Source organism: Ruegeria arenilitoris, from assembly GCF_013030985.1.
In the GTDB taxonomy this organism is placed as follows: Bacteria; Pseudomonadota; Alphaproteobacteria; order Rhodobacterales; family Rhodobacteraceae; genus Ruegeria; species Ruegeria arenilitoris_B.
On record NZ_WPYP01000008.1, the window covers coordinates 165,388 to 178,137 of the forward strand.

The 12,750-nt window shown below is 58.9% G+C and carries 13 protein-coding genes; 5 read left to right on the forward strand and 8 right to left on the reverse strand.

Annotated elements, in window-relative coordinates:
- Positions 1-105: 105 nt before the first annotated feature.
- The 3 genes from cpaB to GOX88_RS16555 all read right to left on the reverse strand — a co-directional run bounded on the left by cpaB (position 106) and on the right by GOX88_RS16555 (position 1,661).
- Entirely contained in the window at positions 106-984 is an 879-nt protein-coding gene (gene cpaB, locus GOX88_RS16545; protein ID WP_170404174.1) for a Flp pilus assembly protein CpaB, read from the reverse strand.
- A gap of 153 nt (positions 985-1,137) precedes the next feature.
- Positions 1,138-1,353 carry a Flp family type IVb pilin gene (locus GOX88_RS16550; protein WP_170404177.1) on the reverse strand — a complete coding sequence of 72 codons (216 nt, stop codon included), beginning with the start codon at positions 1,351-1,353 and terminating at the stop codon, positions 1,138-1,140.
- Between the two features lie 98 nt (positions 1,354-1,451).
- On the reverse strand, positions 1,452-1,661 hold the full coding sequence (locus GOX88_RS16555; protein ID WP_170404180.1) for a Flp family type IVb pilin: 210 nt from the start codon (positions 1,659-1,661) through the stop codon (positions 1,452-1,454).
- A 354-nt stretch (positions 1,662-2,015) separates the two neighbouring features.
- On the opposite strand from GOX88_RS16555, the gene GOX88_RS16560 reads away from it, so the two are divergent.
- A complete protein-coding gene (locus tag GOX88_RS16560; protein WP_170404183.1) occupies positions 2,016-2,882 on the forward strand; it encodes a lytic transglycosylase domain-containing protein in 867 nt (288 codons plus the stop codon).
- 41 nt (positions 2,883-2,923) lie between these two features.
- On the opposite strand, the gene GOX88_RS16565 is transcribed toward GOX88_RS16560, so the two are convergent.
- From GOX88_RS16565 to tldD, 5 genes are all read right to left on the reverse strand, one after another.
- A complete protein-coding gene (locus GOX88_RS16565) occupies positions 2,924-3,550 on the reverse strand; it encodes a CoA transferase subunit B (protein WP_170404186.1) in 627 nt (208 codons plus the stop codon).
- Complete coding sequence (locus GOX88_RS16570; protein ID WP_170404189.1) at positions 3,550-4,254, reverse strand: CoA transferase subunit A; 705 nt, start codon at positions 4,252-4,254, stop codon at positions 3,550-3,552. The genes GOX88_RS16565 and GOX88_RS16570 overlap by 1 nt, the downstream gene beginning before the upstream one ends.
- A 91-nt stretch (positions 4,255-4,345) precedes the next feature.
- Complete coding sequence (gene topA, locus GOX88_RS16575) at positions 4,346-6,952, reverse strand: type I DNA topoisomerase (RefSeq protein ID WP_170404191.1); 2,607 nt, start codon at positions 6,950-6,952, stop codon at positions 4,346-4,348.
- A 161-nt stretch (positions 6,953-7,113) separates the two neighbouring features.
- Positions 7,114-8,241: a DNA-processing protein DprA gene (gene dprA, locus GOX88_RS16580; protein WP_170404194.1), complete on the reverse strand. Its 1,128-nt coding sequence runs from the start codon at positions 8,239-8,241 to the stop codon at positions 7,114-7,116.
- Between the two features lie 228 nt (positions 8,242-8,469).
- Positions 8,470-9,891, reverse strand: coding sequence for a metalloprotease TldD (gene tldD / locus GOX88_RS16585; RefSeq protein ID WP_170404197.1), 1,422 nt, complete (start codon positions 9,889-9,891; stop codon positions 8,470-8,472).
- A gap of 176 nt (positions 9,892-10,067) precedes the next feature.
- On the opposite strand from tldD, the gene coxB reads away from it, so the two are divergent.
- From coxB to GOX88_RS16605, 4 genes are all read left to right on the forward strand, one after another.
- Positions 10,068-10,979: a cytochrome c oxidase subunit II gene (gene coxB, locus GOX88_RS16590; protein WP_170404202.1), complete on the forward strand. Its 912-nt coding sequence runs from the start codon at positions 10,068-10,070 to the stop codon at positions 10,977-10,979.
- Positions 10,980-11,051: 72 nt separating this feature from the next.
- Complete coding sequence (cyoE, locus tag GOX88_RS16595) at positions 11,052-12,008, forward strand: heme o synthase (RefSeq protein WP_170404204.1); 957 nt, start codon at positions 11,052-11,054, stop codon at positions 12,006-12,008.
- A complete protein-coding gene (locus tag GOX88_RS16600; protein ID WP_170326880.1) occupies positions 12,005-12,166 on the forward strand; it encodes a hypothetical protein in 162 nt (53 codons plus the stop codon). The genes cyoE and GOX88_RS16600 overlap by 4 nt, the downstream gene beginning before the upstream one ends.
- Positions 12,166-12,741 carry a cytochrome c oxidase assembly protein gene (locus GOX88_RS16605; RefSeq protein ID WP_170404207.1) on the forward strand — a complete coding sequence of 192 codons (576 nt, stop codon included), beginning with the start codon at positions 12,166-12,168 and terminating at the stop codon, positions 12,739-12,741. Before GOX88_RS16600 ends, GOX88_RS16605 begins: the two co-directional genes overlap by 1 nt.
- The last annotated feature ends 9 nt before the right edge of the window (positions 12,742-12,750 follow it).

Here is a 12,750-nt window from a genome sequence, read left to right on the forward strand (position 1 = left end):
ATCAATGGTTTCCGGAATTTTCCTTATGTGGACAATGCGCAACATCTCAAACGAAACAAGCCGCGCACGTGGCGCGGCTTGAGGTCGTAAATCTCTGATTTAACATCAGTTTGTACAGGGAATCTCGCTCTGGACAGTTTCTGCGCCGCGCCGGATGTTGGTGTAGCACTTGCGCTCCTCGGCTGCGACCGGAGCAGGGGCCGCCTCCTTGAGGTCCAGCAATTTTCTCTGGTCCACTTCAACTGCGGTTGCGACTGTGTCGTCATCCTGAACACCAACCAGAGCCAGAGATAACCGGCCAGTCGTTTGCGCCTGCGCCAATGCTGCGACCTGTTCCGGTGTCGCTGCAACGGTCACGGTACGAGCAATCGTTGCGCCCGCCAGATCGGACCCGGCGATCTGGTCCACTGCAATCAGTTCGATGCTGGGTTGAATCAAGCGGGTAATTTCGCCGCCGCCGCCCTCGAATTCTCGGCTGACCGCACCGGTCCAATACACATCCACGTTGTCGCCTGGTCGAAGAAAGCCGGAAACGCCCGTTGCAACATCGACGCTAATGGCAAACGCGCGCTTACCTTTTTCAATGCGGGAAATGAGGCCTGCCGGCTGGCCAGGTTTGGTGACCTTGGCCTTCATAAGCGCCTCGTCCTTTTCCATTGCTCTCAGGACAAACCGATCCCCTTTGGCGTCTTCCGGGAACAAAACTGCCATGTCCACAAAGCTGCCTTCGGGAATTGCATCCTCGGGCCAATTCACAATCCGAACATCGTCCTTGGCCAGCGGCTCGCCGTATTTCATGGCCCGTTTGGAAACGATGACTTCGACGGTTGGCACCGATTTGACGTTTGCCAGCGCGTCCTTCGTGGCTTGACGCTCACGGGCGAGCTGGTCCTGATACTGAGCGATGTAGTCGCGGGCCATATAGACCGCACCCCCGGCCAAAGCCACACCGGCAATCAGAACAAGTCCAAATACCAAACGCATTCGCGTCCCCTCGTTTTTTTCTTTTCTGTTTTAGTCGCCGCAGAAACTACGACAAAGATCAGTTTTGGATAAAGGTAGATTGTGTCGAAAAAGGGGACAATATTTGAATTATTTTGCCTCCGTTGTTTTCGGGACAATCAAAAACCGCGTTGATCAGGAATCGGGCGCATCGAATTTGACGCTGATCTCTTCGGCGACATCGACATTGCTCAGGGCCGCGCCAGCTTTGGCATCCAGTTCTTTAACGGGCTCGCCAAAGTAAGCGTATACGCCAGCACCGATGCCTACGATGGCGGCAGTCAACACGACCCAATCAACGGTTACTGCCCCGTCTTCGTGCTCTATGAATTTTCGGATTCTGTTCATCATGAAAGCGCCGGGTTTGGAGATGTTGCAAAAAAAATGGGGCCACGCCTGAACAGGCAAGGCCCCACAATAGAATTTCTCAGACTAAGCTGCCGGTCTTATTACTTGGGGTTGACCGGGATGTCGCTTGCGACGCTGCTTGCTGCGGCATCCAGGGTCGAGCCAACGGCGTCTGCGATCGCTTTGGTGCCTTCACCAACCTGGGTGTAGGCAACGGCGGCCAGGCCAACGACAGCAGCGGTCAGAACAACCCAGTCAACAGTTACGGCGCCGTCTTCGTCTTTGCGGAAGTTCTTGATGAACTTGATCATGTTACGTCCCTCCTAAAGGATCAAAAAAGTCACTTAAACCTCGGTGTCTAACAGAGCTTTCTCTCTCAGTTCGCTCCCGACCGTCTCGGTATGGCATTATGTTTGCCTGTTAGGCGTGGCAGGAATTGGGCCAAACACCGTTTTTTTTCTTTCGGGCTTAACTTTTTGGTAGTTTTTTCGGTAACCTATTGAAAATAAAGGAAATAAAATTTGCAATGGAAGACACTCGTTGTCGTCGCCGATGCAAAATTGCGGCAAATGAGGCGAAATTGCCCCAATTCGACGTGTTTTTCTGGCTTTTCAAAGGGATTCGCGGTTCAAACTGTTGAAAACAAAAAGCACGAGGCAGGCAAAATGAAACTCCGGGACGCAATGACCTGCGCCGGCATCTTGGCGTTGATTGTGTCAGCGCCAATGCCAGCCGTCGCAACCGAGGTTGAACCCAGGGGCGTATACAAAAGAGTGAAGGCACCAAAGCCCGGTACGCGGCCCAAGGTGACTGTTCAGATATCGCCCGAAGAACATGCGGCGGCTCCGTATGCGCCCAGCACCGGGGTTGAGATTTCCATACCCGAAGTTGTGACGCGTACAACAGCTGTTCCCCCGAGCGCTCCGGGCTCGGGTTCACAGGACAAGCCAGTCGGTTCTTACAAGGCCTTTTGGGACAAAATCTCGCCCGCACTCTCAGCTTCGGGTGCGGGACGGCTGAACGATGCCATAAACGCGCTGGCCGCAACCAATGTTGCATCACCACGCCTGCAGACGCTTCAGAACATCGCGCAAAAGCAGGGGATCGAGATTTTGCGGTCGACGGTTGGGACGGAAGTTTCGCCCGCTCTGGTGCTGGCGGTGATCTCGGTAGAATCGGCGGGCCGTGCGGATGCGGTCAGCTCGGCCGGTGCGCAGGGGTTGATGCAACTGATGCCTGCTACCGCCAGGCGATTCGGTGTGCAGGACAGTTTCCAGCCTTCTCAGAACATCTCGGGCGGTGTGAAATACCTGAACTGGCTGATGGAAGAATTCGGCAATGATCCGATTCTGGTGCTGGCCGGATATAACGCGGGTGAAGGGGCCGTCCGCAAACATGGCGGCGTGCCGCCCTATGCCGAGACGCGGGACTATGTGCCCAAGGTGCTTGCGGCCTTTCAGATTGCCAAGGCTCTGTGCTCCACACCACCCGAACTGATTTCGGACGGGTGTGTGTTTCAAACCCTGAACTGAAAAAGGCCCGCCAAAATCGGCGGGCCTTTTCGGTGAAGGGATCAGTTGACGATCTTGGCCTCGGTGGCCGCGCGGATTTCGTCCTCGGTCACGCCTTCGGCAATTTCAACGATTTTCAGGCCGCCTTCGACCACATCCAAAACGCCCAAGTTGGTGATGATGCGATCCACCACCTTTTTACCGGTCAGCGGCAGGGTGCATTTCTGCAGCAGCTTGGATTTGCCGTGTTTGTTGGTGTGATCCATCACGACGATCACGCGGCCCACACCGGCCACAAGGTCCATCGCGCCGCCCATGCCTTTGACCAGTACGCCGGGAATCATCCAGTTGGCCAGATCGCCTTCCTCGTCCACTTCCATCGCGCCCAGAACGGCAGCGGCGATCTTGCCACCCCGGATCATGGCAAAGGACGTGGCGCTGTCGAAATACGAGGTGCGCGACAGTTCGGTGATCGTCTGCTTGCCGGCGTTGATCAGGTCGGGGTCTTCCTCGCCCTCGAACGGGAAGGGGCCCATGCCCAGCATTCCGTTCTCGGATTGCAGGGTGATGTCCTTGTCACCCACATAGTTCGCCACCAGCGTCGGGATACCGATGCCGAGGTTCACATACATGCCGTCTTCCAGCTCTTGCGCCGCACGGGCGGCCATCTGATTGCGGTCCCAGGGCATTATGCGTCCTCCTTCTTGCGGGTGGTGCGCTGTTCGATGCGCTTTTCGTGATCGCCTTGAATGATGCGATGCACATAAATGCCGGGCAGGTGGATCGCGTCAGGGTCCAGCGAGCCACGGGGTACGATCTCTTCAACCTCGGCAATGCAGATCTTGCCGCAGGTTGCGGCAGGCACGTTGAAGTTGCGGGCGGTCTTGCGGAAGATCAGGTTGCCGGTGTCATCGGCTTTCCACGCCTTCACGATCGCGAGATCGGCAAAGATGCCTTCTTCCATGATGTATGTTTCGCCGTTGAAGTCCTTGTGCTCTTTGCCTTCGGCGATCACGGTGCCCACGCCGGTCTTGGTGTAAAAACCGGGGATACCGGCACCACCAGCGCGCATACGCTCGGCCAGAGTGCCTTGCGGGTTGAATTCCAGCTCAAGCTCTCCGGCCAGGTACTGGCGCATGAACTCGGCGTTTTCACCGACATAAGAGCTGATCATTTTCTTGACCTGCTTGGTCTGCAGCAGGATACCGATGCCGAAATCATCAACGCCCGCGTTGTTCGAGGCAAAGGTCAGGTCCTGTGTACCGGATTCTTTGATTGCCTCCAGCAGCAATTCAGGGATGCCGCACAGGCCGAAACCGCCCGCTGCGATCATCATGCCATCCGTCAACACCCCGTCGAGTGCTTCGGTGGCATTGGCATAGATTTTCTTCATGGAAAACTCCCCCAATGACATGGTGATGGGCAGGTTGTGCCGCCACGTCACTGGGAAGTCAACGAATCCAAAGGGGTGGTGGTATTTCTACCTAGGTCGCCGCCTTCTTGGCGGCAGCCTTTTTCTTCGGTGCGGCCTTTTTCTTGGTGCCTTTCTTGGCCGCCCGCTCGTTCACCAGTTCGATGGCCATTTCCTGGGTCACGTCCTCGGGCTTGATGTCCTTGGGAATGGTGGCGTTGACCTTTTCCCATTTCACATACGGCCCGTACCGTCCGTCCAGAACCTGCATCGCTCCGCCATTGGGGTGTTCGCCAAGCTCTTTCAACGGTTTCGCGGCGGCGCTCCGCCCGCGCCCCGGATTGGCGCGCTTTTCGGCCAGCATCTCGACGGCCCGGTTCATGCCGATTTCGAACACGTCATTGGGGTCTTTGACATTGACGTAGACGGGTTTCGCCTCTTCCGGCCGCTGGTGCATGATATACGGCCCGAACCGCCCGAAGTTTGAGCTGATCATGCCACCTTCGGGGTGTTCGCCGATCTGGCGGGGCAGGGACAGCAGGGTCAGCGCCTTGTCCAGATCCATATCGTCCTTGCTCCAACCTCGGGGCAGGGAGGCACGCGGAGGTTTCTTGTTTTCGGGCGTGGGCTCGCCTCGCTGCACGTAAGGCCCAAAGCGGCCGGATTTCAGCCAGATCTCATCGCCTGCATCCTCACCCAGCAGACGTTCATCCCCCTCAGCGCCTTCACCGGCGATGGGGCGGGTATATGTGCACTCGGGATAGTTGCCGCAACCGACAAACCCGCCGGTGCGCGAGGTTTTCAGATGCAGCTGCCCAGTGCCGCATTTCGGGCAGATGCGCGGATCAGACCCATCCTCACGCGGAGGATAGAGCTGCGGGGCAAGCGCCTCGTCCAGCTTGTCCAGCACCTCGGAAATGCGCAGCTCGGATGTCTCACCAATCGCGGCCGAAAAATCGCGCCAGAACTTGCCCAGCAGGTCCTTGTAGTCGCGGTCGCCGGCGCTGACGTCATCCAGTTGCTCCTCCAGGTTGGCGGTGAACTCATAGCCCACATATTGGCGGAAGAAGTTCAGTAGGAAGATGGTGACGATCCGGCCTTTTTCTTCGGGGATCAGCCTGTTCTTGTCCTTGCGCACATATTCCCGGTCCTGAATCGTGGTCACGATCGAGGCATAGGTCGAGGGGCGTCCGATGCCCAGCTCTTCCATGCGCTTGACCAAGGTGGCCTCGGTGTATCGCGGCGGCGGCTGGGTGTGGTGTTGCAAGGCCAGAACAGCCTCGTTGTCGGACAGAACGGCGGCCTTGTCCTCGGCTTTGGCGAACTGATCTTTCAGAGAGGTCTTGGCAAACGGGGCCGGATCACCCTGCATGATCTGCGGCAGGCGCTTTTCGTCGTCGTCAGCCACATCATCGCGGCCCTCTTCATAAACGCGCATGAACCCGTCGAACAGAACCACCTGACCGGTGGCGCGCAGGCCGACCTGACTGTCCGCACTGCCGACTTCAACGGTCGTCCGCTCCAACCGGGCGGCAGCCATCTGACAGGCGATGGTGCGCTTCCAGATCAGATCATAGAGCTTGCGCTGATCCTCATCCGTGACCTTCAGCGCCTTGGCGTCGCGCGACATATCCGTGGGGCGGATACACTCGTGCGCTTCTTGCGCGTTCTTGGCCTTGTTCTTGTACATGCGCGGGCTGTCCGGCACGTATTCGTCGCCATATCGGTCTTTGATCGCATCACGAGTGGCCGCCACGGCCTCGGGCGCCATATCGATACCGTCGGTCCGCATATAGGTAATGTAACCCGCCTCATAGAGCCGCTGCGCCACCTGCATCGCGTGACGCGCACCCATGCCGAACTTGCGGCTTGCTTCCTGCTGCAGGGTCGAGGTCATGAACGGCGCGCTGGGGTTTCGGGCAGCGGGTTTGGCCTCGACCGAAGTGACGCTGAGCGCGCGGCTGGTGATCGCCTGTACAGCCAATTCGGCCTGTGTGGCGTTCGCCAGATCGTGTTTGTCCAGTTTCTTGCCGGCCAGAGTAACCAGACGGGCTTCATAAGTCTGGCCGCGCGGCGTTTCGAACAGGGCGCGCACCGACCAGTATTCGACCGGTTTGAACGCCTCGATCTCCATCTCGCGCTCAACAATCAGGCGCAAGCAGACCGATTGCACTCGGCCCGCGGATTTCGCACCGGGCAGCTTGCGCCACAGAACCGGAGACAGGTTGAACCCCACCAGATAATCCAGCGCACGGCGGGCCAAATAGGCCTCGACCAGTGGCATATCGACCTCACGCGGGTTTTGCATTGCCTCGGTCACCGCGTCCTTGGTGATCGCGTTGAAGGTCACGCGGCTGACCGGTGTGTCCTTCTTGATCGAGCGGCGTTTGGTCAGCGCTTCCTGCAAATGCCAGCTGATCGCCTCACCCTCGCGATCGGGGTCGGTGGCGAGGATCAGGGCGTTGTCTTCCTTCAGTGCATCGGCGATGGCCTTGACATGCTTGCGGCTGTCATTTCCCACCTCCCATTTCATCGCAAATTCATGCTCGGGGTCGACCGATCCGTCCTTTGGGGGCAGGTCCCGCACATGTCCGTATGACGCCAAAACCGTGTAGTTGGAGCCAAGATACTTATTGATTGTCTTGGCTTTTGCTGGGGATTCTACAACAACTACAGGCATTTAAGGGAAAACCTCGCTCGACGAATTAGGCGCCTTCTATGATCGTGCAAAATGTGTAGGGCAAGAGCGAATTGTCAATGCGTTCCTTTAAAAACCGAAATTTGAAGGCGATTTCAGCGCGATAGGGGTAGAATTTTCAGCGTGTTCTGCGAACCGCACCGTCAAGCGGTCAGGGATAACAATCCGCCGGGCTGGCGCTGAATGCGCCCGTCCAGTTCCAGATCGACCAGGGCCGGACCAATCTCGCCCGCCGTGGCCGCGATGTCGCGGATCAACTGGTCTTCGGCAATTGGAGACGGCCCCAGCCGGGCCAGAATCTCGCGGTGCAGCGCTGCCCCTGAAGGTGCGGGATCTGGCTCTGTCGCCGGTTCGGGGGCTTCGAACATATCGGCCTGTTGTCGCGGCAATGCTTCGACAACGTCTTCCGCGGACCTGACCAAGGTAGCTCCGTCGCGGATTAGTAGATTGCAACCGGCCGCGCGTGCATCGAAAGGGTGGCCGGGCACGGCAAGAACCTCGCGCCCCTGATCCAAGGCATCCCGCGCGGTGATCAGGCTGCCGGATTTGGCGGCGGCTTCGACCACCACAACTGCCTGAGCCAGCCCCGAGATGATCCTGTTGCGGCGCGGAAAGTGCCGGGCCTGCGGGGTTACGCCCATCGGTTGCTCGGACACGCGCAGCCCCGATTCGGCGATGTTTTTGGCCAGATCGGTGTTTTCGGCGGGGTAGATCACGTCCACGCCGCCAGCCATGACCGCCACAGTGCCCGTATCCAGGGCGGCCATATGTGCAGAAGTGTCAATTCCCCGTGCCAACCCGGACACAACGACAAAGCCCTGTTTCCCAAGATCGGTGGCCAGCCCGCGCGCCATCCGCGCACCCAGCGAGGAACAGTTGCGCGCCCCGACCATCGCAATGCAGGGTTTACGCAGCAAAGACGCATCGCCAATCGCCCACAGCATCGGAGGGGCGTCGGACAGATCGTTCAACGCACCAGGAAAATCAGCGGACCCAAGGCACAAAAGCCGCGCATTTGCGGCTTTTGCGGCCTTGAGCTCCGCCTCAATCACGCCGGGTGGGCAAATTTCATACCCTTCAATTCCGGCAGCACGTGCCATTTCAGGCAGCGCGGCCAGCGCGTTCTGCGCCGAGCCATGTTCCCGCAGCAGCCGACGAAACGTCGCCGGACCAACCTTGCGCGAGCGCAACAGACGAAGCCAGGAAAACCGATCCTCTTCCGTGGTGGGTGGGAGTGTGGGGTGAAAGGAAGAAAGCTGCTCTTCGGTCATCCGTTGCTCCGCCTGATTGCAGAACTGGTTTACGGCTGCAGGGGTTAACAGCTTGTGAATCCAGTCAAATTATTCAGATAATTTTCTATTCTTGATGTGTGGAAGTTCGCAATGAATTGATTTTCAAGCATAAATTAAAAGCGCCCGCATGAGGTGAAAATCAGGCGGGCGCAGAAAATCAGAATTTTCAAAACTGCGGCGTTAACCGTGACGGGCGCCGATTCTCTCTTAGGCCGCTGATCCGCCGACCGTCAGACCATCCATCAGAACCGTGGGCTGGCCGACGCCGACCGGCACCCATTGACCGTCCTTGCCACAAGTCCCCATGCCCGGATCAAGCGCCATGTCGTTGCCCAACCCGCGAATACGATTCAACGCCGACGGCCCATCGCCGATCAGTGTCGCGCCTTTGACCGCTGCGCCGATCTTGCCGTTTTCAACGCGATAGGCCTCGGTGCAGGAAAACACGAACTTGCCGTTGGTGATATCCACCTGACCGCCGCCGAAACCCACGGCCCAGATGCCGTCTTTGATATCTGCAACCAAAGACGCAGGATCAGCGTCACCGCCCAGCATCACCGTATTGGTCATGCGCGGCATGGGTTTGTGCGCATAGCTCTGTCGCCGCCCGTTTCCGGTGGGCGCGACACCCATCAGACGGGCGTTCTGACGGTCCTGCATGTATCCGGTCAGAACGCCGTCTTCGATCAGAACGGTTCGCGAACTTGGTGTGCCTTCGTCATCCACCGTGATCGATCCGCGCCGATCCGCGATGGTGCCGTCATCCACTACCGTCACGCCTTTGGACGCGATCTGTTGCCCCATCAGCCCGGCAAAGGCCGAGCTGCCCTTGCGGTTGAAATCGCCTTCCAGCCCGTGCCCGATGGCCTCGTGCAGCAGGATACCGGGCCACCCGGGGCCGAGGGCGACCTCCATCACACCGGCCGGGGCAGGGACGGCGTCCAGATTGACTAGCGCGATCCGCAGCGCCTCGCGCGCTTTGTCCTGCCAATCGGCCGGGTCGATCAGGCCATCGAGACCGACGCGACCTCCACCACCCGCCGAGCCGCTCTCTCGGCGGCCGTTCTGCTCCACGATGACCGACACGTTCAGACGCGTCATCGGGCGCACGTCTCGCACCAGAACGCCGTCAGGGCGCAGGATTTCGACCTCTTGCACGGCGGCCATGAGCGATGCGCTGACCTGAACAACGCGCGGGTCAAGGTCGCGGGAGAAGGCATCGATCTCGCGCAGGGTCTCGATCTTTACCGGAAAGCTGGCGGACTCGATCGGGTCTTCGTCCGTATAAAGCCGCGCATTGGTGGCGCGCGGTGCCTCGGCCAGCGTGCCGCCACCGTCGCCCACAGCCAGCCGCGCGGTTTCAGCCGCCCGTTTCAGCGCCGGAATCGAGACGTCGGTGGAATGGGCGTATCCTGCAACCTCACCTTGAACGGCACGCAGGCCGAACCCTTCGGATGCGTCATAGGACGCAGTCTTCAGGCGTCCGTCATCAAAGACCAGAGCCTCGGATTTTCGCCGTTCGACGAACAGCTCTCCGTCCTCGGCCCCGGCAGTGGCAGATTGCAAAACCGCAAGCGCTTCGTCCTGCGGAAGAGCGCTTTCAAAGGGGCGAAACGGGTCGTTGGGCATCACTTGGGACCTTTCGGGTTTGATCCAGATCAAAAATAGCGTCTGTTTGACGCAAGCATTTTGCTTTATCTAACATCCGGAATATGGTTTTTAACTTTGCCAAAGACAACGGGAGAGGTGCGACCGATTCACACCTTTTCGACAGGGACGCAAAGATCAAACGATCAGGACAGAAAATGAAGAATGCTTTGATGCTTTCGGGGTTCATGACAGCCCTCTCCAGCCTTCCCACCATGGCTCAGGAGCTTGAGATTATTGGCAAACCGGTTGACGGCGGCATGGGTTTCCAGCCCGCGGCCACCAGCCTTGCCGACGGGATTCAACGGCTGGACGGCATGATTCTGGTGATCATCACAGCGATCTGCCTGTTCGTTGCGGGGCTCCTGATCTACTGCATCGTGCGTTACAACCAGCGTGCGAACCCGACACCGGCGCGCTTCTCGCACTATACCCCGGTTGAGATCGCCTGGACCCTGGGCCCGATTCTTATTCTGGTTTTTATCGGTGCCTTCTCGCTGCCGGTTCTGTTCAAGCAGCAAGAGATTCCCGAAGGCGACGTGGTGATCAAGGTTGTGGGCAACCAGTGGTACTGGACCTACGAATATGTCGACCACGATTTTGCATTCGACAGTTATCTGCTGGGCCACCCGGCCACGCTGGATGCAGGAGCTCGCCCGGCGGATGCCGACGTGACACCGTTTGTTCTGGATGATGCAATGCGCGCCAAGCTGGCCGATGCGGGTTATGGCGAAGATGAATTCCTGCTGGCGACCGACACCGCCGTTGTTGTCCCGGTCGGCAAGGTTATCGTCATGCAGGTCACCGCATCCGACGTGATCCACTCGTGGACCATCCCGTCCTTCGGTGTAAAGCAGGACGGCGTGCCGGGCCGACTGGCCGAATTGTGGTTCCAGGCCGACACGGAAGGCGTCTACTTCGGCCAGTGCTCGGAACTGTGCGGCAAGGACCACGCCTATATGCCGATCACCGTCAAAGTGGTCAGCGAAGAGGCGTATGAGCAATGGCTGCAGAGCGCTCAGGAAGAGTATGCAGGCCAGCCTGCGGCCTATCAGGTTGCCTCGAACTAAGCCCCCAAAGGCCTAGTAAACACATGCAGGCTGCGCGGGGATCGCGCAGCTTTCGCCCCAAAAGGACCGGATATGAGCGACGCAAGCATCAATGCCAGCACTGTGACCGCCACGGCGCACGCGGACGAGGCCAGCTTTGGCGACTATTTCGCCCTGTTGAAGCCGCGCGTGATGTCTCTGGTCGTGTTTACGGCTCTGGTCGGTCTGCTGGCTGCGCCGGTTCCGGTGCATCCGTTTGTGGGCTTCTGTGCCATCCTGTTCATTGCCATTGGCGGTGGCGCGTCCGGTGCGCTGAACATGTGGTGGGATGCGGATATCGACAAGGTAATGAAGCGTACCAAGCGCCGCCCGATTCCGTCCGGCAAGGTTGAAGAGGGCGAAGCTCTGGCGATCGGATTGGCGCTGTCCGGCCTGTCCGTGATCATGCTGGGGCTGGCGACGAACTGGTTCGCCGGTGCGTTTCTGGCCTTTACCATCTTTTTCTATGTTGTCGTCTACACGATGTGGCTAAAGCGCTCGACGCCGCAGAACATCGTGATCGGCGGCGCGGCAGGGGCTTTCCCGCCGGTGATCGGATGGGTTGCCGCCACCGGGTCGATGTCGCTTGAGCCGTGGCTGATGTTTGCCCTGACCTTCATGTGGACCCCGCCGCATTTCTGGGCTCTGGCGCTGTTTATGCGCTCGGATTACGACGATGCGGGTGTGCCGATGCTGACCGTGACCCACGGCCGCCGCGCGACCCGCTGGCATATTCTGATCTATACCGCGCTGCTGGCGCTGCTGGCTGTTGGCACTGCGTTCTCGGGCATTGGTGGCCCGATCTACCTAACCGTTGCGGTGGTGATGAACGCCCTGTTCTTGCGCGGCGCGTGGCAGATCTCGCGCCGGACCGAAGACGATGCAGAGGCGGATAATTTCAGGGTCGAGCGCTCTTTCTTCAAGCTGTCGTTGCTCTATCTTTTCCTGCACTTCGGTGCGATTCTGGCCGAAGCGTTGTTGAAACCCTATGGCTTGGGAGGGTGGTCATGAGCCTGCGCAAAAGCCACGAACTGCACGAACGCCGCTTTAGCCGCAATCTTGGGGTCGGTCTGACGTTGGCGGCTTTCATCGTGATCATCTTTGGCCTGACCATCGTCAAGGTTTCGGGAACTAGCATGGGTGTACCCGCGCAGGAGGTGCAGAACTGATGGCATTGACCGGTCCGCAGAAAACGGTGGCGCAGACGGTGGGTGTCGTTGTCCTGATGGGCAGCATGGCCTGGGCTGCGGTGCCGTTTTACGACTGGTTTTGCCGTGTCACCGGTTTTGGCGGCACCACCGGCGTGGCCGCGCAAGCGCCCGAAGACATTCTGGACCGCACCGTGACCGTCCGGTTCGATGCCTCCAAAGCCAAGGGCATGGCTTGGGAGTTCAAACCGGTCGAACGTGAGATGGAAGTGCGCATCGGCGAGACCGGGCTGGCCTTCTATGAGGCCTACAACCCGACCGACCGCCCGATTGCCGGGCAGGCGTCCTACAACGTCGCGCCTTATTCAGCCGGAGGGTATTTCCAGAAAATCGCCTGTTTCTGCTTTGAAGAGCAGGTGCTGCAACCCGGTGAACGGGTTCAGATGCCGGTGAGCTTCTTCGTCGATCCCGAAATGGTCGAGGATCTGGAAGCCAAATATGTGCATACGATCACTCTGTCGTATACATTCTACGAAATAGACCTGCCCGAGGGCTACGCCGCCCTTGAAACGCAGGCAGATACAAACACGAACTAACGCCTGTAG

Bases quoted from the DNA above. Each gene is read 5' to 3' on its own strand.
- coxB (WP_170404202.1), top strand. From the start codon at position 10,068: ATGAAGAATGCTTTGATGCTTTCGGGGTTCATGACAGCCCTCTCCAGC.
- topA (WP_170404191.1), bottom strand. From the start codon at position 6,952: ATGCCTGTAGTTGTTGTAGAATCCCCAGCAAAAGCCAAGACAATCAAT.
- GOX88_RS16550 (WP_170404177.1), bottom strand. From the start codon at position 1,353: ATGATGAACAGAATCCGAAAATTCATAGAGCACGAAGACGGGGCAGTA.
- cyoE (WP_170404204.1), top strand. From the start codon at position 11,052: ATGAGCGACGCAAGCATCAATGCCAGCACTGTGACCGCCACGGCGCAC.
- GOX88_RS16555 (WP_170404180.1), bottom strand. From the start codon at position 1,661: ATGATCAAGTTCATCAAGAACTTCCGCAAAGACGAAGACGGCGCCGTA.
- tldD (WP_170404197.1), bottom strand. From the start codon at position 9,891: ATGCCCAACGACCCGTTTCGCCCCTTTGAAAGCGCTCTTCCGCAGGAC.
- GOX88_RS16605 (WP_170404207.1), top strand. From the start codon at position 12,166: ATGGCATTGACCGGTCCGCAGAAAACGGTGGCGCAGACGGTGGGTGTC.
- GOX88_RS16565 (WP_170404186.1), bottom strand. From the start codon at position 3,550: ATGCCCTGGGACCGCAATCAGATGGCCGCCCGTGCGGCGCAAGAGCTG.
- cpaB (WP_170404174.1), bottom strand. From the start codon at position 984: ATGCGTTTGGTATTTGGACTTGTTCTGATTGCCGGTGTGGCTTTGGCC.
- dprA (WP_170404194.1), bottom strand. From the start codon at position 8,241: ATGACCGAAGAGCAGCTTTCTTCCTTTCACCCCACACTCCCACCCACC.
- GOX88_RS16560 (WP_170404183.1), top strand. From the start codon at position 2,016: ATGAAACTCCGGGACGCAATGACCTGCGCCGGCATCTTGGCGTTGATT.
- GOX88_RS16570 (WP_170404189.1), bottom strand. From the start codon at position 4,254: ATGAAGAAAATCTATGCCAATGCCACCGAAGCACTCGACGGGGTGTTG.
- GOX88_RS16600 (WP_170326880.1), top strand. From the start codon at position 12,005: ATGAGCCTGCGCAAAAGCCACGAACTGCACGAACGCCGCTTTAGCCGC.